The organism is Methylobacterium sp. NPDC080182, from assembly GCF_050281105.1.
GTDB lineage: Bacteria > Pseudomonadota > Alphaproteobacteria > Rhizobiales > Beijerinckiaceae > Methylobacterium.
Genome location: NZ_JBNNWO010000012.1, coordinates 174,539 through 200,993, shown reverse-complemented (window position 1 = coordinate 200,993; position 26,455 = coordinate 174,539). Strand labels below are relative to the sequence as shown.

23 protein-coding genes are annotated in these 26,455 nt (G+C 71.7%); 5 read left to right on the top strand and 18 right to left on the bottom strand.

The window, feature by feature from the left end:
* Positions 1 to 55: 55 nt before the first annotated feature.
* Entirely contained in the window at positions 56 to 511 is a 456-nt protein-coding gene (locus ACQKQD_RS21570; protein ID WP_020093218.1) for a (2Fe-2S)-binding protein, read from the bottom strand.
* 284 nt (positions 512 to 795) lie between these two features.
* On the opposite strand from ACQKQD_RS21570, the gene ACQKQD_RS21565 reads away from it, so the two are divergent.
* Positions 796 to 2,331 carry a sensor histidine kinase gene (locus ACQKQD_RS21565; RefSeq protein WP_020093219.1) on the top strand — a complete coding sequence of 512 codons (1,536 nt, stop codon included), beginning with the start codon at positions 796 to 798 and terminating at the stop codon, positions 2,329 to 2,331.
* A gap of 27 nt (positions 2,332 to 2,358) precedes the next feature.
* On the opposite strand, the gene ACQKQD_RS21560 is transcribed toward ACQKQD_RS21565, so the two are convergent.
* Positions 2,359 to 2,775 (bottom strand): EVE domain-containing protein, encoded by a 417-nt coding sequence (locus ACQKQD_RS21560; RefSeq protein WP_020093220.1) that lies wholly within the window; start codon positions 2,773 to 2,775, stop codon positions 2,359 to 2,361.
* A gap of 224 nt (positions 2,776 to 2,999) precedes the next feature.
* Here ACQKQD_RS21560 and ACQKQD_RS21555 point away from each other — a divergent pair, with 224 nt between their 5' ends.
* Positions 3,000 to 5,393: a bifunctional diguanylate cyclase/phosphodiesterase gene (locus ACQKQD_RS21555; RefSeq protein WP_427509512.1), complete on the top strand. Its 2,394-nt coding sequence runs from the start codon at positions 3,000 to 3,002 to the stop codon at positions 5,391 to 5,393.
* 26 nt (positions 5,394 to 5,419) lie between these two features.
* Here the strand turns inward: ACQKQD_RS21555 and ACQKQD_RS21550 are convergent, their stop codons facing one another.
* From ACQKQD_RS21550 to ACQKQD_RS21530, 5 genes are all read right to left on the bottom strand, one after another.
* Positions 5,420 to 6,418, bottom strand: coding sequence for an NAD(P)H-dependent glycerol-3-phosphate dehydrogenase (locus ACQKQD_RS21550; RefSeq protein WP_427509511.1), 999 nt, complete (start codon positions 6,416 to 6,418; stop codon positions 5,420 to 5,422).
* On the bottom strand, positions 6,415 to 7,272 hold the full coding sequence (locus tag ACQKQD_RS21545; protein ID WP_091677597.1) for a GNAT family N-acetyltransferase: 858 nt from the start codon (positions 7,270 to 7,272) through the stop codon (positions 6,415 to 6,417). Before ACQKQD_RS21545 ends, ACQKQD_RS21550 begins: the two co-directional genes overlap by 4 nt.
* The gene (gene tsaD, locus ACQKQD_RS21540; protein ID WP_042670840.1) at positions 7,269 to 8,360 is read right to left on the bottom strand and encodes a tRNA (adenosine(37)-N6)-threonylcarbamoyltransferase complex transferase subunit TsaD; all 1,092 of its coding nucleotides are present in this window, start codon (positions 8,358 to 8,360) and stop codon (positions 7,269 to 7,271) included. The genes ACQKQD_RS21545 and tsaD overlap by 4 nt, the downstream gene beginning before the upstream one ends.
* Positions 8,361 to 8,467: 107 nt before the next feature.
* A complete protein-coding gene (locus ACQKQD_RS21535) occupies positions 8,468 to 8,677 on the bottom strand; it encodes a TOBE domain-containing protein (RefSeq protein WP_020093225.1) in 210 nt (69 codons plus the stop codon).
* 95 nt (positions 8,678 to 8,772) lie between these two features.
* A complete protein-coding gene (locus ACQKQD_RS21530; protein ID WP_042670839.1) occupies positions 8,773 to 9,111 on the bottom strand; it encodes a DUF2293 domain-containing protein in 339 nt (112 codons plus the stop codon).
* 102 nt (positions 9,112 to 9,213) lie between these two features.
* Between ACQKQD_RS21530 and ACQKQD_RS21525 the strand changes: the two genes are divergently transcribed.
* Complete coding sequence (locus ACQKQD_RS21525) at positions 9,214 to 9,516, top strand: hypothetical protein (protein ID WP_427509510.1); 303 nt, start codon at positions 9,214 to 9,216, stop codon at positions 9,514 to 9,516.
* A 111-nt stretch (positions 9,517 to 9,627) separates the two neighbouring features.
* Here the strand turns inward: ACQKQD_RS21525 and rpsD are convergent, their stop codons facing one another.
* Positions 9,628 to 10,245, bottom strand: a complete 618-nt coding sequence (rpsD, locus tag ACQKQD_RS21520) for a 30S ribosomal protein S4 (protein ID WP_010686187.1) — start codon at positions 10,243 to 10,245, stop codon at positions 9,628 to 9,630.
* 193 nt (positions 10,246 to 10,438) lie between these two features.
* Here rpsD and ACQKQD_RS21515 point away from each other — a divergent pair, with 193 nt between their 5' ends.
* Entirely contained in the window at positions 10,439 to 10,918 is a 480-nt protein-coding gene (locus ACQKQD_RS21515; protein ID WP_020093228.1) for a GNAT family N-acetyltransferase, read from the top strand.
* Positions 10,919 to 11,047: 129 nt separating this feature from the next.
* Here ACQKQD_RS21515 and ACQKQD_RS21510 read toward each other — a convergent pair whose 3' ends face one another.
* Complete coding sequence (locus tag ACQKQD_RS21510) at positions 11,048 to 12,682, bottom strand: alpha-D-glucose phosphate-specific phosphoglucomutase (protein WP_091926352.1); 1,635 nt, start codon at positions 12,680 to 12,682, stop codon at positions 11,048 to 11,050.
* 217 nt (positions 12,683 to 12,899) lie between these two features.
* On the opposite strand from ACQKQD_RS21510, the gene ACQKQD_RS21505 reads away from it, so the two are divergent.
* On the top strand, positions 12,900 to 14,012 hold the full coding sequence (locus ACQKQD_RS21505) for an alpha/beta hydrolase (RefSeq protein ID WP_427509509.1): 1,113 nt from the start codon (positions 12,900 to 12,902) through the stop codon (positions 14,010 to 14,012).
* A 56-nt stretch (positions 14,013 to 14,068) separates the two neighbouring features.
* On the opposite strand, the gene scpA is transcribed toward ACQKQD_RS21505, so the two are convergent.
* The 9 genes from scpA to ACQKQD_RS21460 all read right to left on the bottom strand — a co-directional run bounded on the left by scpA (position 14,069) and on the right by ACQKQD_RS21460 (position 26,352).
* Positions 14,069 to 16,234 carry a methylmalonyl-CoA mutase gene (gene scpA, locus ACQKQD_RS21500; protein WP_056523306.1) on the bottom strand — a complete coding sequence of 722 codons (2,166 nt, stop codon included), beginning with the start codon at positions 16,232 to 16,234 and terminating at the stop codon, positions 14,069 to 14,071.
* 117 nt (positions 16,235 to 16,351) lie between these two features.
* Entirely contained in the window at positions 16,352 to 17,071 is a 720-nt protein-coding gene (locus ACQKQD_RS21495; RefSeq protein WP_427509508.1) for an SURF1 family protein, read from the bottom strand.
* 74 nt (positions 17,072 to 17,145) lie between these two features.
* On the bottom strand, positions 17,146 to 17,541 hold the full coding sequence (gene cyoD / locus ACQKQD_RS21490; protein WP_020093233.1) for a cytochrome o ubiquinol oxidase subunit IV: 396 nt from the start codon (positions 17,539 to 17,541) through the stop codon (positions 17,146 to 17,148).
* On the bottom strand, positions 17,538 to 18,170 hold the full coding sequence (cyoC, locus tag ACQKQD_RS21485; RefSeq protein WP_020093234.1) for a cytochrome o ubiquinol oxidase subunit III: 633 nt from the start codon (positions 18,168 to 18,170) through the stop codon (positions 17,538 to 17,540). The genes cyoD and cyoC overlap by 4 nt, the downstream gene beginning before the upstream one ends.
* Before the next feature lie 4 nt (positions 18,171 to 18,174).
* Positions 18,175 to 20,175 carry a cytochrome o ubiquinol oxidase subunit I gene (gene cyoB / locus ACQKQD_RS21480; RefSeq protein ID WP_020093235.1) on the bottom strand — a complete coding sequence of 667 codons (2,001 nt, stop codon included), beginning with the start codon at positions 20,173 to 20,175 and terminating at the stop codon, positions 18,175 to 18,177.
* Between the two features lie 75 nt (positions 20,176 to 20,250).
* Positions 20,251 to 21,483 carry a ubiquinol oxidase subunit II gene (gene cyoA / locus ACQKQD_RS21475; protein WP_042670818.1) on the bottom strand — a complete coding sequence of 411 codons (1,233 nt, stop codon included), beginning with the start codon at positions 21,481 to 21,483 and terminating at the stop codon, positions 20,251 to 20,253.
* A 139-nt stretch (positions 21,484 to 21,622) separates the two neighbouring features.
* Positions 21,623 to 22,954, bottom strand: a complete 1,332-nt coding sequence (locus tag ACQKQD_RS21470) for an MFS transporter (protein ID WP_020093237.1) — start codon at positions 22,952 to 22,954, stop codon at positions 21,623 to 21,625.
* A 168-nt stretch (positions 22,955 to 23,122) separates the two neighbouring features.
* Entirely contained in the window at positions 23,123 to 25,309 is a 2,187-nt protein-coding gene (locus ACQKQD_RS21465) for a glycosyltransferase family 2 protein (RefSeq protein WP_427509507.1), read from the bottom strand.
* The gene (locus tag ACQKQD_RS21460; protein WP_091926348.1) at positions 25,309 to 26,352 is read right to left on the bottom strand and encodes a hypothetical protein; all 1,044 of its coding nucleotides are present in this window, start codon (positions 26,350 to 26,352) and stop codon (positions 25,309 to 25,311) included. The genes ACQKQD_RS21465 and ACQKQD_RS21460 overlap by 1 nt, the downstream gene beginning before the upstream one ends.
* Positions 26,353 to 26,455: the final 103 nt, after the last annotated feature.

Sequence of the window (26,455 nt, the reverse complement as noted above, 5' to 3'; positions counted from 1 at the left end):
GCGAGGCTCCGGTCGGGACCGCGGGGGAGGGCGGGAAGGTGGGCGCCGGGACGGATCAGGCGAGGCTGCGCGCGGCTTCGTGAATCGCCGCGCGGATGCGCTGATAGGTGCCGCAGCGGCAGATGTTGCCGTCCATGGCGCCGTCGATGTCGGCGTCGGTGGGCTTGGCGTTGCCCGAGAGCAGGCCGATCGCCGACATGATCTGGCCGGACTGGCAGTAGCCGCACTGGACCACGTCGAGCTTGCGCCAGGCCGCCTGGACGGCCTCGGCCACCCGGCCCGACACGCCCTCGATGGTCGTCACCTGCGCCGCGCCGACATCGCCCAGCCGCGTCTGGCAGGCCCGGACCGGCTGGCCGTCGAGGTGGACCGTGCAGGCGCCGCACTGCGCGATGCCGCAGCCGTACTTGGTGCCGGTGGCGTCGAGCCGGTCGCGCAGCACCCAGAGCAGGGGCATGTCGGGATCGGCGTCGATCGCGTGCGCGACGCCGTTGACGGTGAGATTCGGCATGGTCGGCGACCCTCTCTCGACGCGCGTGTCCGGGCGCCCCGGATCGCGGCGTGCGACCGCGCTCGGGCCGGCGGGCCTCCACCCGAGACTAGCGGGCGCGGGCCCCGACACGATGTGCGGCACCGCACGTCGATCCGGCGGCACGACAGTCTCGATACAGCCCGCGATGCTTAAGATTGCAGGGATGTCGGCAGCCGCTTCTTAACATATCCGCCCCATCCTCACGGAGTGCTTCCCCGCCACCGCCGCCCGTCCGCGCATTCGAGCCGAGTTTGAAGACGCGCATGTCCGATCTCACCGTCGAGATGGTCCAGCGCGGTCGCGGCCCCTCGACGGAGGAGGCGGCGCGCCGCCGCGGGGTCGCCCGGGAAATCCGTTCGGCCCGGGAGAAGCTGACCTCGCGGACCGGCCTCGAACGGGCCTTCGACTACGAGCTGCTGCGCCACTACGCCCAGTACCGGGTCGGCGCGGGCATCCCGCTGGTGGGGTTCGCGGCGGTGCTGGCCGCGGCGTCGACCTTCTGGATCGCGCCGCCGGTGGCGGCGATCTGGGCGCTCGGCGTGGTCCTGATGATCTCGCTCAACACGACGTTGAGCCGGCGCTTCCTCCGCGCCGACCCGGCGACGATCCCGCTCGCCCGCTGGCGCCGCCGCTTCCTGGTCGGCGAGGTGCTGCAGAGCCTGTCGTGGGCCGCGATGATCGGGCTCGGAACCACCGGCGGCTGGACCTTCGCGCTGTTCGGCCTCGTCATCGCCTCCGCGGTCACCACCATGCTGGCCGCGACGGTGCCGCTCGCCGCCGTCGCCGCCCTGGTGCCGCTGGCCCTCGCCACCGCCTCGCTCGCGGCCTTCTCCCGCGGGATGGACCTGCTGATGCTGGTGGTCATGGCCGGCGGCGCGCAGGTCTTCTTCCTCGGCCTGTCCCGCCGCCTCTACACCTCGACGGTGGGCGCCCTGCGCTCCCGCGCCGAGAAGGACGCGGTGTTCGGCGAGCTGGAGCAGGCCAAGGCCAATTCGGACGAGGCCCGCCGCCGGGCCGAGGAGGCCAACCTCGCCAAGTCGCGCTTCCTCGCCACGATGAGCCACGAGCTGCGCACGCCGCTCAACGCCATCCTGGGCTTCTCGGAGGTGATGAAGAACGAGGTGTTCGGCACCCATACGGCGCCGTCCTACCGCGAGTACTCGCACGACATCCACGACAGCGGGATGCACCTCCTGAACCTGATCAACGAGATCCTCGACCTGTCGCGGATCGAGGCGGGGCGCTACGAGCTGAACGAGGAGCCGGTGCAGCTCGCCCACGTGGTCGAGGAGTGCCGCCACATGATGGGCCTGCGGGCCAAGGCGAAGAACCAGACCTTCCACGACCTCGTCGACGGCTCGCTGCCGCGGCTCTGGGCCGACGAGCGGGCTCTGCGCCAGATCGTCCTGAACCTCCTGTCGAACGCCGTGAAGTTCACGCCCCCGGGCGGCGAGATCTGGCTGAAGGTCGGCTGGACCGCCTCGGGCGGGCAGTACGTCTCGGTGAAGGACAGCGGCCCGGGCATCCCCGAGGACGAGCTCGGCACGGTCCTGTCCTCGTTCGGGCGCGGCTCGCTCGCGATCAAGACCGCCGAGCAGGGCTCCGGCCTCGGCCTTCCGATCGTGAAGGGCCTCGTGGAGCTGCACGGCGGGCAGTTCCAGCTGTCCTCCAAGCCCCGCGAGGGCACCGAGGTGGTGGTGACCCTGCCGGCCGCCCGGGTCATGGACACGCTGCCGCCGGTCGAGGTCGAGCCGGACTTCGTGGGCCCCGTGCGCGGCCCCCTCAACCGCGCCGCCTGAGCGGCCCGTCGGGCCGCGCGCCCCGGCTCAGCCGAGCCCGCCGAGGGCGCAGACCCGCGCCCACTCGGCCTCGGTCACCGGCTGCACCGACAGCCGGGAATTGTTGACCAGCACCATGTCGGCGAGCGCCGCGTCGGCCTTGATCGCCTCGAGCGTGACCGGGCTCGGCAGCGCCCGCACGGCCCTGACGTCGACCATGCCGAAGCGGCCGGTCTCGTCGGTGTGGTCGGGATAGTAGGCGCGGATCACCGCCACGATGCCCACCACCGCCTTGCCCTCGTTCGAGTGGTAGAAGAAGCCCTCCTCGCCGACCTGCATGGCCATCAGCTGCTTCTTGGCGAGGTGGTTGCGCACGCCGTTCCAGTGCGTGCCGGCCTCCCCGGCCGCGACCTGCTGATCCCACGACCAGGTCGCGGGCTCGGATTTGAACAGCCAGTACGCCATCGCTGAAGTCCCAGTAGACCGCCCGGCCGGGCGGCGCGCCCCGCCATAGCCCAGCTTCGCCTACCGGGAACAGGCCGGTCCGGCCCCGGCCGCGCGCGGGACCGGCGGTCAAGCAGAACCCGCGTAGAACGCCGCAGCTCTGCTAGCGCAAGCCTTGGGCAAATATTAAATTCTGCATGCAAATAGCCGTATAGCGCGTCACGCACCAATCGCCGGTTGCATACATGATCTCAGTCATCGGTTGCTTTATCGGTGAACACAACCTGTGGCTGGTAGGCCTCGCGGCCCTGGTCTGCGCGCTGGCGAGCGGCACCGCGATCGAGCTCCTCACCCATGCCGGCCGGACCGGCGGCCGCGGCCGCTACGTCTGGGTCGCGGTGGCCGCCGCCGCCGGGGGATCGGGGATCTGGGCGACGCATTTCCTGGCGATGCTCGCCTTCGAGCCCGGGCTGCCGTCGGGCTACGGCGTCGGGCTGACGCTCCTCTCCTACGTGGACGCCGTCGCGATCACCGGGCTCGGCTTCGCCCTGGCCGTCTCCGGCCGGGCGGTCCAGGCGGGCCTCGGCGGCGCCGTGGTCGGCGGCGGCATCGCGACGATGCACTACACCGGCATGGCCGCCTATCAGGTGGCGGGGCACCTCGCCTGGACCCCCGCGCTGGTCGTGGTCTCGGTCGGCCTCGGGGCGGGGCTCGGCGCCGCCGCCCTGGTGGTCGGCCTGTCGGCCACCACGTTCCGGGGCCGGTACGGCGGCGCCGCGCTGCTGATCCTGGCGATCTGCGGCCACCACTTCGCCGGCATGGGCGCGGTGACCCTCCATCCCGACCCCACCGTGGCGATCCCCTCGGGCGCGCTCCGGAGCGGGTGGCTCGCCGCGGCCGTGGCGGTGGCGAGCTGCCTGATCCTGCTGCTCGCCGGCGCCGCCCTCGTGGTCGACCTGCGCGAGCGCCGCCGCGCCGATCTCGAGCGCGAGCGCCTGCGCAGCCTGGCCAACGCGGCCGTGGAGGGCCTCGTCGTCTGCCGCGGCGGCGAGATCGTCAGCGCCAACGAGGCCTTCGCCCGGCTCGCGGGCCTGGAGGCGGCCCTCCTGACGGGCCGGAGCCTCAGCGCCTACCTGCCGGACCTCGTGCCCGGCTCAGGGACGGCCGACCAGCCCCTGGAGACCGAACTCGTCCCGGCGGCGGGCGCCCCCATTCCCGTCGAGGTGATCATGCGCCCGGTCGCCGAGTACGGGCGCCTGCCGCACCACGCCGTGGCGGTGCGCGACCTGCGCGCGCGGCGCCGGGCCGAGAGCGAGATCCACTACCTCGCCCACCACGACGCGCTCACCGGCCTCGCCAACCGCACGAGCTTCCACGCCCGGCTCGAGCGCGCGATGCGCGCCGCGGACGCCCAGGGCGGCCGGCTCGCGGTGCTGTGCCTGGACCTCGACCGCTTCAAGGAGGTCAACGACCTGTTCGGGCACGCCGCCGGCGACGCGATGCTGCGCGACCTCGCGCTGCGGGTCGGCGGTCTCCTCGATGCCGAGCAGCTGATGGCGCGGCTCGGCGGTGACGAGTTCGCCATCCTGACGCCGCAGGCGGAGGGACAGGCGGAGGGACAGGCGGAGCGGCTGGCCGAGCGGATCCTCGCCACCCTGGCGGCGGTACCGGCCGCCTCCGGCCCGGTGATCGCCACCAGCATCGGCATCGCGGTCTATCCCGACGACGCCGCGGACCTGCGCGCGCTCCTGAGCCACGCCGACGCCGCCCTCTACCGGGCCAAGAGCGAGGGGCGCGGCACCTGCCGGCGCTACGACGCCAGCATGGGCGCCGAGATCCGCGACAGGCGCCAGCTCGAGCACGACCTCCGCCACGCGGTGGCGCGGGGCGAGCTGGAGCTCGTCTACCAGCCGCAGAGCCAGATCGAGTCCGGCACGGTCACGGGCTTCGAGGCGCTGCTGCGCTGGCACCATCCGGCCAGGGGCGGCATCTCGCCGGCCGTGTTCATCCCGATCGCCGAGGAGACCGGGGCGATCCTCGAGATCGGCGCCTGGGTGCTGCGGGAGGCCTGCCGGGCGGCGGCCGGCTGGCCGAACCCGCTGGCGATCGCCGTCAACGTCTCGGCGGTGCAGCTCCACAACCCGCACTTCGTCCCGTTCGTCCACGGGACCCTGTACGAATCCGGATTGCGGGCGGAGCGCCTGGAGATCGAGATCACCGAGACCGCGCTGATCCGGGATCCGGCCCGGGCGCTCCTCACCCTGCGCCAGCTCAAGGCCCTCGGCGTGCGGATCGCCATGGACGATTTCGGCACCGGCTACTCGTCGCTGTCGAACCTGCGCGCCTTCCCGTTCGACCGGATCAAGATCGACGGCTCGTTCATCAGGGCGGTCCACAGCAACCCGCAGGGGGCCGCGATCGTGCGCTCCGTCCTGGGGCTGGGGCGCGGCCTCGGGCTCGCCGTGGTGGCGGAGGGCGTGGAGACCGCCGAGGAGCTGTCCTTCCTGGCCGGCGAGCAGTGCCACCTCGCCCAGGGCTACCTGCTGGGTCGGCCGGCGCCGATCGCGCGCTTCGCGGCCCACACCCACGGCCACGGACAAGGACAAGGCCACGCTGTGCCGGCGGCCTCGGTGGCGTGACGCGGGTTGCGGGCCGGGGCCGGCGCTCAGTCGGTCTCCCCGCGCAGCGGACGGGCCAGCAGGCCGGCGATCACGTCGTCGACGCTGGCGGTGCCCGCCACGATGGCGGCGACGGCCGCCGCCACCGGCATCTCGATGCCCCTGGCGGCGGCCAGCCCGGCCAGCGCCGCGGCCGTGGACGCCCCCTCGGCGAGCTTGCCGCCCGCGGCCTCGGCCGGGCTCGCCCCGGCGCCGAGGCGCTGGCCGAAGGCGAAGTTGCGCGATTGCGGCGAGGAGGCGGTGAGCACGAGGTCGCCGAGGCCGGAGAGCCCCATCAGCGTCTCGGGCCGGCCCCCGAAGGTGCGGGCGAAGCGCATCAGCTCGGCGAAGGCCCGGGCGATCAGCGCCGCCCGGGCGCTCTCGCCGAGCCCGCGCCCGGCCACGATCCCGCAGGCGATGGCGAGCACGTTCTTGCCGGCGCCGCCGATCTCGACGCCGCGCACGTCGTCGGTGTGGTAGAGGCGGAAGCTCGGTCCCGACAGCAGCGCGCTCAGGGCGGCGGCGCGGCCGGCATCGGCCGCCGCCAGGGTCACGGCCGTGGGCAGGCCGCGGGCGACGTCGATCGCGAAGCTCGGGCCGGACAGGACCGCCACGGGCGTTCCCGGCGGCAGGACCTGCTCGGCCACCGCGCTGAGGAAGCTGTCGCTGCCGCGCTCGATCCCCTTGGCGCAGAGGATGACCGGCCCGGCCGTCGCCAGGGGTCCGCGCAGGGATTCCAGCACGCCGCGCACGGTCTGGGCGGGCACGACCAGGAGCGTCGCCCGGGCACGGGCGAGGTCGGCGGCCTCGCCCGTCGCCCGGATCGCCGGGTGGAGCGGCACGCCCGGCAGGTAGCGCGGGTTCTCCCGCTGGGCCTGCAGGGCGGCGGCGGCCCCCGCGTCGCGCAGCCAGAGGGTGACGGGATGGCCGGCCCCGGCGGCGGCGTTGGCCAGCGCCGTGCCCCAGGCCCCGCCGCCGACGACGTTGATCGGGGTCTCGGCGCTCATGCCGCTTCCTCCCTGTCGGCGCAGTCCAGCCGGTAGAGCACGTGGTCGCGCAGCGGCCCCTCCGGCACCGCCGGATGCGGGAATGTCCCCGCCACGCGCATGCCGAGACGCTCCATCACGGCGCGGGAGCGGCCGTTGCCGGCCGCCGTGAAGGCCACGACGCTGCGGATCCCGCAGCGCTCCGCGAGGTCGGCGCGGGCGAGCCGCGCGGCGCGCGTGGCGAGGCCGCGGCCCCAGGAGTCGCGCGCGAGGCGCCAGGCCAGCTCGACCGTCGAACCGGGCCGGTCGCCACCCGGGAAGGGCAGGGGCCGCAGGATCCGCATCGCGCCGGCGAAGCCGACGAACCGGCCCGCGTGTTCCAGGGCCCAGGGGCCGAACCCGTCCGCCACGAAGCGGCGGTCGAGGAGGCCGGCCTCGGCCTCGCTCTCCGTCGCGGTCCGGGTCCGGGGACAGTGGGCCATCACCGCCGGATCGGCGTTGAGCGCCGCGAACGGCGCCGCGTCCTCCGGGCGCCAGCGGCGCAGGGTCAGGTCGCCGTCGCGGAGAGCCGCGGGCACCGGCGCGAGGGCGATCTTGCCGCGCCACGCGAGCGAGCGGCGGTTGAGGAGGGCGAGATCCGCGCGACCCGCGAGCACCGCCTCGCCGAGCGCGATCGCCAGCTCCAGCTGCGCGAGGGGCATGGTGGCGTGGGCGGGCGGGCGGACATGGTCGCGCCAGGCGCCGCCGCAGGCGTGGTCCAGGAGGATGCGGGCGAAGCAATGGTCGAGCCGCACCGGCCAGCCCGGCCGGGCGGCCCCGGGCAGGCGGCGCTCCACCAGGTCCCGCCAGTGGGCGCGCCGGTCCGCCGCGCTCATCCGGCCGGGACCGCCGCGCGGGCCGGGGCGGCCGCCAGCGGCCAGCGGGGCCGCGCCGGGGCGGTGAGGTCGTCCACCAGCCCGAGGCGCAGGCGCTCCAGCCCGGCCCAGGCGATCATCGCGCCGTTGTCGCCGCAGAGGGGCAGGGGCGGGGCCACGAAGCTCAGGCCCGCCTCGCCCGCGAGGGACGCCAGCGCCCGCCGGACGGCGCCGTTGGCCGCCACGCCCCCCGCCGCCACCAGGGCGGTCGGGCGTCCGGCGACGTCCGAGAAGGCGCGCAGGGCGACCCGGGCGCGGTCCACCACCACGTCGACCACGGCGGCCTGGAAGCTCGCGCAGAGATCGGCGACGTCGCGCTCGGCCAGCGGGGCGATCCGCTCGGCCTCGATCCGCACGGCGGTCTTGAGGCCCGAGAGGGAGAAGTCGGCCTCGCGGCGGCCGAGCATCGGCCGGGGCAGGGCGAAGCGCTCGGGATCGCCGGCCTCGGCCACGCGCTCGACCTCGGGGCCGCCGGGATAGCCGAGGCCCAGGAGCTTGGCGACCTTGTCGAAGGCCTCGCCGATGGCGTCGTCGACGGTGGAGCCGAGGCGCACGTAGTCGCCGACGCCGCGCACGGCGACGAGCTGGGTGTGGCCGCCCGAGACCAGGAGCAGCAGGTAGGGGAAGGCGATGCCGTCGGTGAGCCGCGCCGTGAGGGCGTGGGCCTCCAGGTGGTTGACGGCGAGCAGGGGCTTGCGGGTCACGAGCGCCAGGGTCTTGGCGGTGACGAGGCCGACCAGCACGCCGCCGATCAGCCCGGGCCCGGCCGCCACCGCGATGCCGTCGAGGTCCCGGAAGCCGGTCCCGGCCCGGTCGAGGGCGCGGGCGATCAGCCGGTCGAGCACCTCGACATGGGCGCGGGCGGCGATCTCCGGCACGACGCCGCCGTAGGCCGCGTGCTCGGCGATCTGACTGAGCACCTCGTTGGCGCGGATCTGAGCGCCACCCTCCTCGTCGACCGACACCACCGCGGCGGCGGTCTCATCGCAGGTGGTCTCGATGCCGAGCACGGTCTTCTGCACGCGCGGAACTCCTTGGTCCGGGCTCATCCTATCCGGCGGCGGCGGCGGCGCGAAGGCGGCCGGCCCCCGCCCGGGCCCGGAGCGTGGTGAATGCGCGCCGCCCTTCGTCCAGGAGGGCGGCGCGCGAGCCGTCGTCAGTCGACGGCGACCATGACGTCGGAGGCCTTGATCACCGCGTAGGCGGGACCGCCGGCGACGAGCTTGAGGGCCTCGACGGCCTCGTTGGTGATCGAGGCGGTGACCACCTGGCCGGGGCTGATCTCGATCCTCACGTGGGAGGTGGTCGCCCCCTTCTCCACCGAGACGACCGTACCCTTGAGAACGTTGCGCGCGCTGATCTTCATGGTCTGCTGCCAATCTCCATGAGCGGCACCGGAACGGGCCGCGGGGCGGCCCCGGGCCGGTCTCCTACAGCATGGCGGAGCCCGGCGCGACCGCCTCAGCGCGGATCGGCCCCGGGCGCGCCGGGCTCGTCCTCGGGGACCGGCGCGGCGCCCCAGGCGGCGAGCGCGGCGTTGAGGTCTTCGAGGACGAAGTGCCGGGCGCTGTCCCGGTCGTAGCCTTCCGCGAGGAGTTCGTCGTAATCCGTGAAGACGTGGCGCGCGTAGGCCACGAGGGCGAGGCGGGCCGCCGTCTCGGGGGCGGCCCGGCGCAGGCCGGGGCTCGCCAGCGCCCGGTCGAGGGCGGCCTCCGCCTCGAAGTCCGGCAGGCGCGGCGCGAGGCGGGCCAGGGCCGCGGCGACGGCCTCCCGGCGGTTCAGGGGCGGACCGGCGCTCACCGGGGACCTGCCGTCGGCATGATTTTAAAGGTGTGATCGGGTAGGATCGCCGCCAGATGAGGCGGGGCCGGCACAGGATCCTCCGCCGGGGAGATCACGTCCATGGCAATTCTTCGTCCCGCGCTGCTTCTCGGCCTCCTGCTCGGGGCGCCGCCGGCGCTGGCCCAGAGCCCGGCTCCGGGCGCGGGCCCAGGCCCCGCCGCCCCGGCCGGCCCCATCGTGGGCGGCCGCCGGGTGACCCCCATGAGCCAGACCAAGCCGACAGGCAACGCCGCGGCCACCGGACTGCCGCAGCCCGTGAGCCAGGCCGAGATGATCAAGGCTCAGAAGGCCGCCGAGGCCCGCTCGAAGGCCTGGGACAGCAAGATGCGGCACACGATGGGCTCGATCTGCCACGGCTGCTGAGGCCCGCGCCCCGTCCCGGGTGCCGGAGGCCGGCCTTCGGGACTGAGGTATCGAAACGCGAAGGGGCCGCCCGAACGGGCAGCCCCTCCATCGGTCGCCGGGGCGACAGGATCAGCGGGAGTAGAACTCGATGACGAGGTTCGGCTCCATCTGCACCGGGTAGGGCACCTCGGACAGGCTGGGGATGCGGGTGACGCGGGCGGTCATCTTGGCGTGGTCGGCCTCGATGTAGTCCGGCACGTCGCGCTCGGAGAGCTGGGTCGCCACGATGACGATCTCGAGCTGGCGGGACGACTCCTTGACCTCGATGAGGTCGCCGGCCTTCACCTGATAGCTCGGGATGTTGACGCGGACGCCGTTGACCTTGACGTGGCCGTGGTTGACGAACTGGCGCGCGGCGAACGGGGTCGCGACGAACTTCGCCCGGTAGACCACGGCGTCGAGGCGGCGCTCGAGCAGGCCGACGAGGTTCTCGCCGGAATCGCCGCGCAGGCGGATCGCCTCGGCGTAGTAGCGGCGGAACTGCTTCTCGGTGATGTTGCCGTAGTAGCCCTTGAGCTTCTGCTTGGCGCGCAGCTGCGTGCCGAAGTCGCTCATCTTGCCCTTGCGGCGCTGGCCGTGCTGGCCGGGGCCGTACTCGCGGCGGTTGACGGGGCTCTTCGGGCGGCCCCAGATGTTCTGGCCCATGCGGCGGTCGAGCTTGTGCTTCGCCTGAATCCGCTTCGACATATCTTCCGCGTCCTCTCGTGACGAGAATGAGGAACGCGCCCTCCTTTTCCCGGCCCTTCGCGGTCCGGGACGACAGGGCGGGAGGATCCCGCCCACGGGTGCGCGTGAAAACGCGACGGGGCCCCGTGCGGAGCCCCATCGACGGGCGGGTCTTTAGGGGACGGACGCGCCGCGGTCAACCGTGAGAGGTCAGATGAACGAGTCAGTCGCGCTCCGGCGCGGTGCGCCCGCGGACGCGGACGCGATCCGGGCGCTGGTGGAGGCGGCCTACACGAAGTGGATCCCGGTGATCGGCCGCCTGCCGATCCCCATGCGGGCGGACTACGCGCAGGCTCTGCGGGACCACCGCTTCGACCTGCTGGTGGCCGGCCCGGATCTCGCCGGCCTGATCGAGACGCGGACCGAGGCCGATCACCTTCTGGTCGTCAACGTCGCGGTGCATCCGGCCTTCCAGGGCCGGGGCTTCGGCAGCCGGCTGATGGGACGCGCCGACGCGGTCGCGGGCGAGGCCGGGCTGACGCGACTGCGCCTCTACACCAACAAGAAGTACACGGCGAACCTGCGCCTCTACGGGGCACTCGGCTACCGGGTGGAGCGGGAGGAGCTCTACGACGGACCGGGCCGGACCCGCGACGACGACGTCACCGTGCACATGGTGAAGGACCTGGTTTGAGGAATCGGCGCCGGCCCTGCCGCCATCGCGCGCGCAGCGAAGCGACCCGGAGTCGCGCGCCGCCGTCGAGCGTGGCGCCTCTGGGTCGCTTCGCTCCCCGCGCAGAGACGGGACGTCTCCCGGCTCCCCTCAGGTCACCACGCTCGGCTCAGGCCTTCCGGTGCGCGGCGCGATCTCGGCGATCGCGCGGGCTGCGGCGGCCACCGGGGCCAGCACCTCGGCCACGGCCAAGTCGAGCCGGTCCGGCGCGTTCTCGTAGCGCTCCAGGTAGACCCGCAGCGTCGCCCCGGCGGTTCCGGTGCCCGAGAGCCGGAACACCGCCCGCGCGTCCTCGGCGAAGCCGATCCGGATGCCCTGGCGCTCGGTGAGCGAGCCGTCGACCGGGTCGCGGTAGGCGAACTCGTCGGCCGTCGACACCGTGAGGTCGCCGATCCGCGTGCCCGGCAGCCCGGCGAGCTTCTCGCGGAGCGCGTCCATCAGGCCGTTGGCGGCGTCGGAATCGACCTCCTCGTAATCGTGGCGGGCGTAGTAGTCGCGCCCGTAGGCGCGCCAATGCGCCCGCACCAGCGCGTCGGCGCGCTCGCCGGTGGCGGCCAGGATGTTGAGCCAGAGCAGCACCGCCCAGAGCCCGTCCTTCTCGCGCACGTGATTCGAGCCGGTGCCGGCGCTCTCCTCGCCGCACAGGGTGATGAGGCCCGCATCCAGCAGGTTTCCGAAGAATTTCCAGCCGGTGGGTGTCTCGTAGGCCTCGATGCCGAGGGCGGCGGCGACCCGGTCGGCGGCGCGGCTGGTGGGCATGGACCGCGCGACACCGGCGAGCCCGCCGGCGTAGCCCGGCGCCCGGTGGGCGTGGGCGGCGAGCAGGGCGAGGCTGTCGCTCGGCGTCACGAACAGGCCCGGCGCCACGATCATGTTGCGGTCGCCGTCGCCGTCCGAGGCCGCGCCGAAATCCGGCGCGGCCGGGCCCTGCATCAGGTCGAACAGGTCGTGGCAGTGGACCGGGTTCGGGTCCGGATGGTGGCCGCCGAAATCCTCCTTCGGCACGGCGTTGACCACCGTGCCGGCGGGGGCGCCGAGCATCCCTTCGAGGATCGCCGTCGCGTACGGCCCCGTCACCGCGCTCATGGCGTCGAAGCGCATGCGGAAGCCGGAGGCGAACAGCCGCGACACCGCGTCGAAGTCGATCAGCGTGCGCATCAGCTCGGCGTAGTCGGCCACCGGGTCGATCACCGTGACCGTCATGGCGCCGAGGCGGGTGTCGCCGAGCGTGTCGAGGTCGAGGTCCGGGGCCTCGACGACGCGGTACTCGGTCAGCGCCTTGGCCCGCGCGAAGATCGCGTCGGTGACGGTTTCCGGCGCCGGGCCGCCGTTGGCGGCGTTGAACTTGATGCCGAAATCGCCCTCCGGGCCGCCCGGGTTGTGGCTCGCCGAGAGGACGATGCCGCCGAGCGCCTTGGCCTTCCGGATCACGCAGGAGGCGGCCGGCGTCGAGAGAAGGCCGCCCTGCCCGACCAGGACCCGGCCGAAGCCGTTTCCGGCGGCCAGCCGCAGCGTCTTCTGCACCACCTCGCGGTTGAGGAACCGGCCGTCCCCGCCGAGCACCAGGGTGGCGCCCGCCCTGTCGGGCAGGGTGTCGAAGATCGCCTGGACGAAGTTCTCGACGTAGTTCGGCTGCCGGAACACCGGCACCTTCTTGCGCAGGCCGGAGGTGCCCGGCTTCTGGTCGGGGAAGGGCGTAGTGGCGACGGTGGTCGGAGTCGTCATAAGCGGGCGTCTCCCGGGATCCTGCGCCTCAATGCCCGCCCGGAGGCGCGGCGTCACCAGCCCCGGCGACAGGGGCGGGCTTTTATCACGCGGTTTCGCCGGATCGGGCGACGGAACCCGCCGCCTGTCCGCCGCCGGCCGCCCCGGAGCGTTGCGCCCGCCGGCACCCGCCGGTTCAATCGCCCGAGCCGCCGGACAAGGCGGACCAGAGGAAACCATGGCGGACAGACCGATGCGGACAGATCCGAACGGGGCACGACCGGGCCGGGGCCTGGCCCGGCGCGAGCTGGTCGGGGCGCTCGCCGCCGGGGCGGCGGTCGCGGCCGCGGCGGCCCCTGCCGTCGCGGCTCCCGCGGCCCGGCTGGCCACGGAAGAGTTCCGCCTGCCCTGGAGCGAGCCGGGCGTCGACATCTACGTGCGCAACAAGCGCCCGGCCGGCACCGACACGTTCCCGGGCGACCGGATCCTGCTCTACGTGCACGGCTCGACCTACCCGTCCTCTACGGCCTTCGACCTGCCGCTCGGCGGGATGTCGGCCATGGACTACCTCGCGGGCCTCGGCTTCGACGTCTACTGCGTGGACCTGCCGGGCTACGGCCTGTCGGGGCGCCCGGCCGCCATGGACGCGCCGCCGGACGACAACCCGCCGCTGATGCGCACGCCCGACGCCGCCAAGGTGGTGGGGCAGGTCGTCGACTTCATCAAGAAGCGGCGCGGCGTCGAGAAGATCGACCTGATGGGCTGGTCCTGGGGGACCTCCACCATGGGGCTCTACACCAGCACCCACAACGACAGCGTCAACCGCCTCGTCCTCTACGCGCCGCAATGGCTCGCGCGCACGCCGGGCCTGATCGGCGGCGGCGGCAAGGTGGGGGCCTACCGCACCGTCAGCCGGGACAGCGCCCGGGCCCGCTGGCTGACCGGGGTGCCCGAGGACAAGAAGGCCGACCTGATCCCGGCGGGCTGGTTCGACCAGTGGGCCGACGCGACCTTCGCGACCGACGCGGCCGGCGCGAAGCGGTCGCCGCCGGTCCTGCGCGCGCCGAACGGCACGGTCGCCGACAAGGACGCCTACTGGGCGGCCGGCAAGCCGCTCTACGACCCGGGCGAGATCCGCGTGCCGGTGCTGATCATCCACGCCGAGTGGGACGCGGACCTGCCGAGCTACCAGGCGCAGGAATACTTCACCAAGCTCACCCACGCCCCGTACAAGCGCTTCGTCGAGCTGGGGGAGGGCACCCACACGGTGATGATGGAGAAGAACCGCATGCAGTTCCTCCACGCCGTCGGGGCGTTCCTCACGGAGGCGGACCCGCAGGCGCTGAACTGAGGCGCCTCGGCATTGAGGTCCGCGGCGGCCAGCCCGGCCGCCGCGGGAGGCTCGCCCTACTCCGCCGCCTGCCGGGCCGCGTAGCCCAGCCGCTCGTTCAGCGCGCGGATCAGCTTGGCGGCCGCCTCGGCGATCACCGTGCCGGGCGGGAAGATCGCCGCCGCGCCCGCCGCCGTCAGCGCCTCGTAGTCGCCCGGCGGGATGACGCCGCCGATGGCGATCATCACGTCGTCGCGGCCCTGCTCGGTGAGCGCCGCCTTCAGCTCCGGCACCAGCGTCAGGTGGCCGGCCGCCAGCGACGAGACGCCGACGATGTGGACGTCGTTCTCCACCGCCTGCCGGGCGGCCTCCGCCGGCGTGGCGAAGAGCGGCCCGATATCCACGTCGAAGCCGAGATCCGCGAAGGCCGAGGCGATCACCTTCTGGCCGCGGTCGTGCCCGTCCTGGCCCATCTTGGCGACCAGGATGCGCGGCCGGCGGCCGTCGTTCTCCTCGAACGCCTCGACCAGCGCCCGGACTTCCTCGACCACAGGCGACATGCCCCCCACCTCGCGCTTGTAGACGCCGGAGATCGAGCGGATCTCGGCGCGGTGCCGGCCCCAGGCCTTCTCCAGGGCCTCGGAAATCTCGCCCACCGTCGCCTTGGCGCGGGCCGCGTCGACGGCGAGTTCGAGCAGGTTGCCGGTGCCGTCGGCGGCCTTCGTGAGCGCGTCGAGCCGGTCCGCGACCGTCGCCTCGTCGCGCTCGGCGCGCAGGCGCTTGAGCTTGTCGATCTGGAGCCGGCGGACGTTGCCGTTGTCCACCCGCAGCAGCTCGATCGCCATCTCGTCGTCGGCCCGGAACTTGTTCACGCCCACGATGGTCTGGCGGCCGGAATCGATCCGGGCCTGGGCCCGGGCCGCGGCCTCCTCGATGCGCAGCTTCGGGATGCCGGCCTCGATCGCCTTGGCCATGCCGCCGAGCCCGTCGACCTCGCGGATGTGCTCCCACGCCCGGGCGACCATGTCGGCGGTGAGCTTCTCCACGTAGTAGGAGCCGCCCCAGGGATCGACGATCCGGGTGGTGCCGCTCTCCTGCTGGAGGAACAGCTGGGTGTTGCGGGCGATCCGGGCCGAGAAGTCGGTGGGGAGCGCCAGCGCCTCGTCCAGCGCGTTGGTGTGGAGCGACTGCGTGCCGCCCTGCGTCGCCGCCATCGCCTCGATGTTGGTGCGGGTGACGTTGTTGAACACGTCCTGTGCGGTGAGCGACCAGCCCGACGTCTGCGAGTGGGTGCGCAGGGCGAGCGACTTCTCCGACTTCGGATCGAACCCCTTCACGAGCTTCGCCCAGATCAGGCGCGCGGCCCGCATCTTGGCGACCTCCATGAAGAAGTTGGTCGAGATCGCCCAGAAGAACGACAGGCGCGGGGCGAACTGGTCGATGGTCAGCCCGGCCGCCAGCCCCGCCTTGATGTACTCGACGCCGTCGGCGAGCGTGTAGGCGAGCTCCAGGTCGTTCGTGGCGCCGGCCTCCTGCATGTGGTAGCCGGAGATCGAGATCGAGTTGAATTTCGGCATGTTCTTCGACGTGTAGGCGAAGATATCGGAGATGATCCGCATCGATCCCTTGGGGGGATAGATGTAGGTGTTGCGGACCATGAACTCCTTGAGGATGTCGTTCTGGATCGTGCCCGCGAGCTTCTGCGGCGGCACGCCCTGCTCCTCGGCGGCGACGATGTAGAGGGCGAGGATCGGCAGCACGGCGCCGTTCATCGTCATCGACACGGTCATCTCGTCCAGCGGGATGCCGGAGAACAGCGTGCGCATGTCGTAGATCGAGTCGATCGCCACGCCCGCCATGCCGACATCGCCCGAGACACGGGGATGGTCGGAATCGTAGCCGCGGTGGGTGGCGAGGTCGAAGGCCACCGACAGGCCCTTCTGCCCGGCCGCGAGGTTGCGGCGGTAGAAGGCGTTCGAATCCTCGGCCGTGGAGAAGCCGGCATACTGCCGGATCGTCCAGGGCTGGGTGACGTACATGGTCGGGTAGGGGCCGCGCAGGAACGGTGCGATCCCCGGATAGGTGTCGAGGAACTCGATGCCCTCCCGGTCCTCCGGCCCGTAGCGGCCCTTCACCGGGATGCCCTCCGGCGTCATCCAGGGCTCGCCGAGCGCCGGGGCCGACACCGCGAGCGATTCGCCTGAGAACGGGACTTCGGCGAAGTTCGGGATGCGGGAGGTCATGGCGTTGACTCGTTGTGGCGTTTGTCACGCCATTATAGGGACCCGCTCGGAGCGGGCTACTCCCCTATCGGTCAAGCCTCGCGCAGAGGCCGCGCGGCGCCGGCGCCCCAGCAGGCCTCAGCGGGCCTCGGCGTCCCGGTCCCCCGGGCCGCGCCGCAGCAGGTAGATCACGGCGCCGGCGAGCATCAGCGCCATCCCGTACCACGTGATCGCGTAGACGAGGTGGTTGTTGGGGAAGGCGATCACCGTCAGGCCGCCCACCGGCAGGCCGCCCGGATTGGATGTCGCGTCCGCGTCCACGAAGTAGGGGGCGACGTCGGTCAGGTCCCGGGCGGCGGCGATCGCCGCCACGTCGCGGGAATACCAGCGGCCGTCCTTCGGATCGTTGGAGCGCAGGAACGCCCCCCCGGGCTCGGTCAGCCGCAGGAGGCCGGTCACCGCGGTCTCGCCCGCGACCTGCCCGGCCGCCCGGGTCGCCGGGTCCCGACGGTCGCCGGGCACGAAGCCGCGATTGACCAGCACGACGGTCCCGTCCGGCCGCCGCAAGGGCGTCAGCACCCAGAAGCCGCCGCCCAGCTCGGTGACGGCCTGAACCAGGGTCTCGCGATCGTGCAGGAAGGTGCCGGAGAGCCGGACATGCCGGTAGGCGTCGTCGGGGCCGACGTGCGGCCACGCGGCGGCGCCGGGCGCCGGCACGGGCGGCGCGTGGACCCGGGCATCGACCCGGGCGATCAGGTCGAGCTTCCAGGCCCGCCGCTCCACCTGCCAGGTCCCGAGCCCCAGCAGCACCAGGAAGACGAGGCCCGCGCCGGCGCCGAACACGGCGCGCCGCAGCAACGAGAGCGGGGCCGGGGAGGGGCCCGGATCGGACCCCCCTCCCGACCCCGCGGGTCTCGAAACCGAACGCGCGCTCAGCGGGCGTTCTTCATGACGTCGTGGGCATCCATCGGCATCATGTTGTGGTTGAGGTGGTACATGACCCACACCGAGCCGGCGAGCATGATCACCACCAGCGTGATGGTGAAGATCAGCGCCATGAAGGTCCAGCCGCCCTCCGACTTCGTGCTCATGTGCAGGAAGTAGATGACGTGCACGACCATCTGGACGCCGCCGAGCGCCAGGATCACCAGGGTGGTGACGAGGCTGTTGTCGAGCACGTTGCCCATCACCAGCCAGAACGGGATCACCGTCAGGATCACCGACAGGACGAAGCCCGTCATGTAGCTCTGGAAGGTGCCGTGCCCGCCCTCGCTGTGGGCGTCGTGGTGGCCGTGCCCGGCGGCGGCGTTGTGAACGTCGGCGCTCATTCGAGCACTCCCATCAGGTAGACGACGGTGAAGACGCCGATCCAGATCAGGTCGAGGAAGTGCCAGAACATCGACAGGCACATCAGCCGGCGCTTGTTCTCGACGATCAGGCCGCGCTTGCTGACCTGCACCATCAGCACGACGAGCCACAGGATGCCCATCGAGACGTGCAGGCCGTGCGTCCCGACCAGGGTGTAGAACGAGGACAGGAACGCGCTGCGCCAGGGCGGCGCGCCCTCGTGGAACAGGTGGACGAACTCCCGGATCTCCAGGGCCACGAAGGCGACGCCGAACAGGCCGGTGATGGCGAGCCAGATCTGCGTCTGCTTCACCCGGTCCCGGTCCATCTCCAGCATGGCGAAGCCGTAGGTGATGGACGAGAACAGCAGCATGGCGGTGTTCACCGCGATGCCCGGCAGGTCGAACAGCTCCTTCGGGGTGGGGCCGGCCGCGTAGCTGCGCCCGAGCACCCCGTAGGTCGCGAACAGGGTCGCGAAGATGAGGCAGTCGCTCATCAGGTAGAGCCAGAACCCGAGCATGGTCGAGCCCTCGGAATGATGGCCCTCCTCGTCGGTCTGGTAGAAGACCGGCGCCGCGGCGCCGGGGGGTGCAGTCTCCGCGTGCATCATCGGATCACGCCATCTCCAGTTCGCGCGTCCGCTGACCTTCCGTCCGACTGACGACGTCGGCGGGAATGTAGTAGTCGCGATTGTAATTAAAGGTGTGGGCGATCGCCACGACGAAGATCGCCACGAAGCTGAGGATCGCCAGCCACCAGACGTACCAGACCATGGCGATGCCGAAGGTGAAGTTCAGCGCCGCCAGGATCGCGCCGGCCGCGGTGTTCTTGGGCATGTGGATCGGCCGGTAGCCCTTGAGCGGGCGGTCGAAGCCGCGGTTCTTCATGTCCCACCACGCGTCGGAATCGTGGACCACCGGCGTGAAGGCGAAGTTGTAGTCCGGCGGCGGCGAGGAGGTGGACCATTCCAGCGTCCGGCCGCCCCACGGGTCGCCGCTGAGGTCGCGCAGCTTGTCGCGGTTCCGGATCGAGACCACGAACATGATGATCTGCGAGGCGATGCCGCAGGCGATCAGCGCCGCGCCGAAGGCCGCGATCACGAACCAGATCTGCAGCGACGGGTCGTCGAAGTGCTGCATGCGCCGGGTCACGCCCATCAGGCCGAGCACGTAGAGCGGCATGAAGGCGACGTAGAACCCGGTCACCCAGAACACGAGGGCCATCTTCCCCCAGAACTCGTCGAGCTTGAAGCCGAAGGCCTTGGGGAACCAGAAGGTCACGCCGGCGAACATGCCGAACAGCACGCCGCCGATGATCACGTTGTGGAAGTGCGCGATCAGGAACAGCGAGTTGTGCAGGACGAAGTCCGCCGGGGGCACAGCGAGCAGGACGCCGGTCATGCCGCCGATCACGAAGGTGACGATGAACGCCACCACCCACAGCATCGGCACCTCGAACCGGATCCGGCCACGGTACATCGTGAACATCCAGTTGAAGATCTTCGCGCCCGTCGGGATCGAGATGATCATGGTCGTGATCCCGAAGAACGAGTTCACGTCCGCGCCCGAGCCCATCGTGAAGAAGTGGTGCAGCCACACGAGGTAGGCGAGGATGGTGATCACCACCAGCGCGTAGACCATCGAGGTGTAGCCGAACAGGCGCTTGCCGCAGAAGGTCGAGGTGATCTCCGAGAATACGCCGAAGGCCGGCAGGATCAGGATGTAGACCTCCGGGTGACCCCAGATCCAGATCAGGTTGAAGTACAGCATGGCGTTGCCGCCGAGGTCGTTCGTGAAGAAGTGCGTGCCGACGTAGCGGTCGAGCGACAGCATCGCGAGAACGGCCGTGAGGATCGGGAAGGCGGCCACGATCAGGATGTTGGTGCACAGCGACGACCAGACGAAGATCGGCAGCTTCATCATGGTCATGCCGGGCGCCCGCATCTTCACGATGGTGGCGATCAGGTTGATCCCTGAGAGCAGCGTCCCGATGCCGGCGATCTGCAGGGCCCAGATGTAGTAGTCGACGCCGACGCCGGGGCTCATCGCCGCCCCCGAGAGGGGCGGGTAGGCCAGCCAGGTGGCGCGGGAGAACTCGCCGACGAAGAGCGAGACCATCACCAGCATGCCGCCGGCGACCGTCATCCAGAAGCTGAAGTTGTTCAGGAACGGGAAGGCGACGTCGCGGGCGCCGATCTGCAGCGGCACGGCGAAGTTCATGAGCCCCGTGACGAACGGCATCGCCACGAAGAAGATCATGATCATGCCGTGGGCGGTGAAGATCTGGTCGTAGTGGTGCGGCGGCAGGAAGCCCTGCTGGTCGCCGAACGCGACCGCCTGCTGCGAGCGCATCAGGATCGCGTCGGCGAAGCCGCGCAGCAGCATGATGCCCGCGAAGATGCAGTACATGATGCCGATCTTCTTGTGGTCGATCGACGTGATCCAGTCACGCCACATCGGCCCCCAGAAGCGGTAGTAGGTGATGACGCCGAGCACGGTGAGGCCGACGACGGCCACGCCGGCGAACGTCCCCTGCAGGATCGGCTCGTGATAGGGGATCTGCTCGATCGTGAATCGCCCGACGAGCAGCTGCTGTAGGTCCAGGTTTGCGAACATGGGATCGGCCCGTTCAGTGGGTTCGACGGCGACCGCCGGTTGTGTGTGTGGAGTCCGCTGTCAGCACGCGCGGCCTCACTGGTTCAGCTGCTTCGGGGCGATCTGGATGCCCCCGCTCCGACCCCCGCCGGAGCCCTGGCCCGTGGCGTCGGGCGGCGTCGTCTGGCCCCGGACGTCCGGGTTGCCCATGTCGGGCCGCGGCTGCATGCCCTGCGGCTGCGTCTGGCCGTGCGGCGCGGTCCCGGAGGCCGGCGCCGTCGCGCCCGGCCCCTCGACGCCGCGCTCGGCGAGCCGGTTGTCGTACCGGAGACGCGCGTAGTTCTCCGCGGCCTCCGCGCCGGTGGCGCCGCCCTGCGCGTCGATCTTCGCCATCTCGCCGACGCACATCTGGTCGGGCCGGGGGCACATGCCGATGATCCGGTCGTACAGGCCCTTCATGTAGGACTTGTAGAACCGCGCCGGCTCTGCCTCGCTCGGCTCCTCCAGCTTCAGGTAGGCCTCCTGGGTCAGCTCGCCGCCCTCGGCCTTGGCCTTGGCGATCCACTGGTCGAACTTGTCGGTGGTCAGGCCGTGGAACTTGAAGAACATGTTGGAGAAGCCGGCGCCGCTGTAATGCGCCGAGCGGCCCTCGTAGGCGCCCTCGCGGTTGATCACCGCGTGGAGCTGGGTCTGCATGCCCGGCATCGCGTAGACCATGCCGGCGAGTGTGGGCACGTAGAACGTGTTCATCACGTCGGTGGCGGTGATCTTGAAGCGGATCGGCCGGTCCACCGGCGCGGCCAGCTCGTTGACCGTGGCGATCCCGTATTGCGGGTAGAGGAAGAGCCACTTCCAATCCATGGCCACGGCCTCGACCTCGAGCGGCACCGTCCCGGCCGGGACGTCGCGCTTCGGGTCGATCTTGCTGAGCGGCCGGAACGGATCGAGGGTGTGGGTCCCGATCCACGTGAGGGCGCCCAGGGCGATGATGATCATCAGCGGCGCCGTCCAGATCAGCACCTCGAGCTGCGTCGAGTGGTGCCATTCGGGATCGTAGACCGCGTCCTGGTTGCTGGCGCGGTAGCGCCACGCGAAGATCAGCGTGAAGGCGATCACCGGGACGATGATCAGGAGCATCAGCCCGGTCGCCGCCAGCACGAGGTTGCGCTGCTGCTCGGCGACGTAGCCAGCCGGGTGCAGGACCACGAAGTTGCAGCCGCCGAGCAGGGTCAGGAGCGGCAGGGCGAGGAGCGGCAGGAGGCGCCGAGCGCGACCGCCTCGGCGGGTCGCGGTGTCGGTCCTGTCCGGTCGATGGATCGTGGATGTCACAGCACGCGTCTCGTCATCCCAGGCCGCTGCCGCGGCACTTCTGCCATGCCGCTGCCGCGGCGCTTCTGCCGTGCCGCGCGAGGCGGCGTTCCAGTCAGCTCACGGGCGGGCCGGGCGGCCTGCGCCGCCGGCCGCCGACTCACATCTGGCGCAGTTCCGACCGGTCGGTGAACAGGGCCACGAGGCTGCAGACCGCGCCGGAGAGGAGGTAGACGCCGATCATCGCCAGGCCGTAGCGCTGCGACAGGAACAGGGCCACCAGGGGCGCGAAACCGGCCCCGATCAGCCACGCGAAGTCGGAGGTCAGCGCCGCGCCGGTGTAGCGGTAGCGGTTGCCGAGGCGGGCGCTCACCGCTCCCGCGGTCTGGCCGTAGGCGAGGCCGAGCAGCATGAAGCCGATCGTGACGTAGATGGTCTGGCCGATGGCGCTCTCGCCGAACAGGAGCGGCGCGATGATGCTGCCGACGGCGAAGAAGCCGATCAGCGAGCTGCTCATGATCAGGCAGTTGCGGCGGCCGATCTGGTCGGCGATCAGCCCCGAGGCCGCCACCGCGCCGGCGCACACGATCGCGCCGGAGAACTGCACGATCAGGAACTCGCCCGGCGAGCGGGTCGTGCTGTTCAGCGCGAGCCACGCGATCGGGAAGATCGTCACGAGGTGGAACAGCGCGAAGGCGGCGAGCGGCACGAAGGCGCCGCGGACCACGTCGCCGGCGTGGTGGCGGAACAGCTCCAGAGCCGGGACCGGGCGCAGCCGGTCGAGGTCCATCATCCGGGCGAACTCGTCGGTGGCGACGAGGCGCAGCCGGGCGAACAGCGCGACCACGTTGATGGTGAAGGCGCAGTAGAACGGGAAGCGCCAGCCCCAGTCGATGAAATCGGCCTCGTCGAGATTGACGATGAAGAACGCGAACAGGGCGCTCGCCACCATGAAGCCCAAAGGCGCGCCGAGCTGCGGGATCATCGCGTACCAGCCGCGGCGCTCCCGCGGGGCGTTCATGGCGAGCAGCGAGGCGAGGCCGTCCCAGGCGCCGCCGAGGGCGAGGCCCTGCAGGATCCGCAGGCCGGCCAGGATGTAGACCGCCGAGATGCCGATGCTGTCGTAGCGCGGCAGGAAGCTCACCGCCGCCGTCGACCCGCCGAGCAGGAACAGGGCCGTGGTCAGCTTGACGCTGCGGCCGTGGCGCCGGTCGATCGCCATGAACAGCACGGTGCCGAGCGGCCGGGCGATGAAGGCGAGGGCGAAGATCGAGAAGGCGTAGAGGGTGCCCTTCAGCGGGTCGACGAAGGGGAAATACACCTTCGGGAAGACCAGCACGCAGGCGATGCCGAACACGAAGAAGTCGAAGTATTCGGACGCGCGTCCGATCACCACGCCGATAGCGATCTCGTTGGGGTGGACCTTGTGGTCTCCCATCGCCTGCTGGGCGTCGCGCTCCAGGCCCGCGACCGTAGGGGTGTTCGCACTCATCTCTGATTGTCGCCCTCGCCGCGCGCCCGTGGGGACGCCTTGGCCGGAACTGCCTCTTGCGGCATGTCCAGAGGTACCGCAACCGGCTCCGGACGCAAGTTTACCCACTGACGCATGCATAGCACCGCGCGGTCGCGACCACCCGTGTCGCCACCGGGTGAGGACCGCTCACACGCGGTAATGGGCGGAATTCCGTGACAGGTTGATGTTGTAATAGGGGTCGGCACGCAGCTCCGGGCCCCAGCGGTCGAGCATGGTCAGCACCTCGCCCTCGAAGCGCTTCTGCTTCTCCGGCGTGTCCTCGGCCCCGCGGCTCTTCGACTCGTGATGAATCAATTTCGCGAAGGGCGTCCAGACGATCCGGTAGCCGGCCCGGCGGATCTTCAGGCAGAGGTCGACGTCGTTGAAGGCGACCTTCAGGGCCTGCGCGTCGAAGCCGCCGACCTCCGCGAACACGTCCGCCCGCATGGCCAGGCACGCGCCGGTGACCGCCGAGACCTCGTGGGCGATGACCATGCGGCAGAAATAGCCCGGATCCGCGTCCGCGACGCCGAGATGGCTGTGGCCGGCCACGCCCCCGATCCCGAGGACGATGCCGCCGTGTTGGATCGTGTGGTCCGGGTAGAGGAGCTTGGCCCCGACGGCCCCGATCTCCGGCCGCACGGCGTGGCGGACCAGCTCGGCCAGCCAGCCGGGCTCGAGCACCTCGATGTCGTTGTTGAGGAACAGGAGCACCGCGCCGGTGGCCGCGGCGGCGCCGCGATTCGACAGATCCGAGAAATTGAACGCCCCCGGCACCGGCACGACGCGCACCCGCGGATCGTCCCGGTAGCGGGCGAACAGGGCGGCGGTCTCGGGCTCGCGGCTGTCGTTGTCGACGATGATCACCTCGATGTCGGGGTAGTCGGTCGCGCCGAGCAGCCCGTCGAGGGTCACCGACAGGATCTCGGCCCGGTCGCGGGTCGGGATGATCGCGGAGACCCGCGGCGGCGAAGCCGGCAGCGGCCGGATCAGGCGGTTGAAGCCGCCGGGACCGCGCTCCGCGCGGCCGCCCCAGGGCGCCACGACCTCCTCCAGGGCGCGCAGGCGCGCGGCCTCCGCCCGGGCGAGCGCCCGGTCCGAGAAGGTCCCGGAGCCCTGCGCGGCGCGCCAGTGATAGAGCACCCGCGGGATGTGGCGGATGCGGGCGGGGTCGAGCCCGTCGGTCAGCCGCAGCAGCAGGTCGTGGTCCTGACTGCCCTCGAAGCCGGGGCGCAGGCCGCCGACGGCGCGCAGCGCCTCGGTGCGCACGACCGTGAGGTGGTTGATGTAGTTCTGGGCGTAGAGCAGCTCGCGGTCGAAGCAGGACTTGAAGTGCGGGTCGAATCGCCGGCCGCGCCCGTCGATCTTGTCCTCGTCGCTGTAGATCAGCACGAGGCCCGGGTCGCGGCGCAGCGCCCGGGCGACCTCGTAGAGGGCGTCCTCGGTGAGCGCGTCGTCGTGGTCCATGAAGGCGCAGACCGCCCCCCGGGCCATGCCCAGCGCGTCGTTGGTCGCCCGGGCGATGTGGCCGTTCTCCGTCCGGGCGAGGACGCGGATGCGCGGGTCGGCCTCGGCCGCCCGGCTCAGGATCCGCGGGATCTCGGGGCGCGTGGAGGCGTCGTCCACGGCGCACAGTTCCCAGTGGGGGTAGAGCTGCGCGCGCAGCGAGGCCAGGGCGGCGCGCAGCACCTTCGGGTCCGGATCGTGGACCGGCATCAGCACGGAGATCAGGGGCGGATCGGTCCAGGCGGCGATCTCGGCGGCGATCCCGTCTCGCTCCGCGCGGCGCAGGGTGTGGGTCCCGAGCCAGGCCTCGTAGCCGCTCACGCGCCGGTGGCGCAGCGCCCGGCCGAGGAAGCCCCGCGCGCGCACCTTCTTGCCGAGGATCCGCCAGGTGAAGGCCTGCACGGTCAGGCCGGGATCGCGCAGGAGCCCGCGGGCGGCCAGGACCGGCCGGGCGAGGCGGCGCACGGCGATCCGGCGCAGCCGGACCGGGACGCGCCCGGCCGGGTCGGCGACGCGCAGCTCGACGACGTCCTCGGGCAGGCAGCCGATCCACGCGAAGGCGCCGCCGCCCCGGGCCTCCTGCGGCAGCAGCGTGCCCGCCCGTCCGTCGGGACCGACGAAGCTGATGTCGGGGAGGGTGTCGCGGGCCTCGGCCGGGTCGTTGGACAGGATGATCTCGACCCAGCGGCCCGCGAGATCCGGCAGCGCGACGCGCAACCCGTCGGAGCCCGCCCGCGCCGGGAGGGCGCGCCGCTTGCCCCAGAGCCCCGTGACCTGCGCCGTCGGGAGGCGGAATTCGGGCACCGCCGGCCCGGTCGAACGCACCATCAACTCCAGCTCTTGTCGACCGAGGCCTTCACGGCATCCGACATGGCCACGTCGAACACGATCATGTCCTCGACCGCCTTGACGCTCTTCAGGCGCTCGGCCAGCGCCAGCGTCTCGGCCGGCACCGGCGGCAGCGCCGGGATCGGCGCGCCGATCCCGAGGCGGTCGAACAGCGTCGACGCGAAGGCGGGGAACCGGGTCTTGTGGCCGACGATCCCGACCCGGGCGAGAATCTCGATCGCCGCGATCGAGTTGCCCGGATGCAGCCGGTCGTCCGGCATGCGGGTCCCGAGCTGGCGGGTCAGGGGGTTGTAGAGCAGCCGGTAGGCGGGCTCGGGCAGCATCCGGAAGAAGCGCTTGAGGCTCTTCACGTCGGAGAAGTCGTACCCGTCCGCGAAGGCGGCGGCCTCGGCCAGCGGCCCCAGGCGCCAGCTGCGCGCCGGATCGGCCGCATCCGCGGCCCGGGCCTTCAGCCAGCGCATCCGGGCCGCCATCTCGATCTGCGGTTCCTGGAGCAGGATGGCCGTGACCATCAGGTCCGGCGTCATGAAGTTCTCGTAGCGCGGGATGGTCACGGCGCCCGACAGGAAGGCCGACGGGGCGGCCGGGCCGGCCAGGACGCAGCTCAGGATCTCGTCCGGCAGCTTGTGGATGCCGAAGTAGCAGTGCTGGAAATACGGGAAGAGCGCCGTCTGGAGGACGGTCTCGGGCTCGATGCCGGTGTTGATCAGCATGGTCCGCAGCCGGATCTGACCCTCGACCGGCATGCGGCGGTAGACCAGCACGTTGGTGTCGGCATCGTAGAGTTCGAGCCGCGGGATCTCGGACAGGCCCGGCACCTCGGCCTCGCTGACCACGAAGGTGCATTGCCCGGTGGCGTGCCAGCCGTTGCGCTTGAACGCCTCGTCGATGACGCTGGCCGGGACCTCGGCCACGCGTCGGCCGTCGACCGCGACCACGACCCGGCTGATGGCGAGGGGATTGTCCGGCACGATCCAGCCGCGGATCGAGTCGCCCTGATCGTGGTCGATGAAGTAGCGCATGTCCTGAAGCGTGAGGCGGCGGCATGCCGGCGCCGAGTGTCCGCCATGTGTCGCGGCGCGGCCGGATGCCGAGCGGCAGGGCCATAGCGCATTTTCCCGTCGG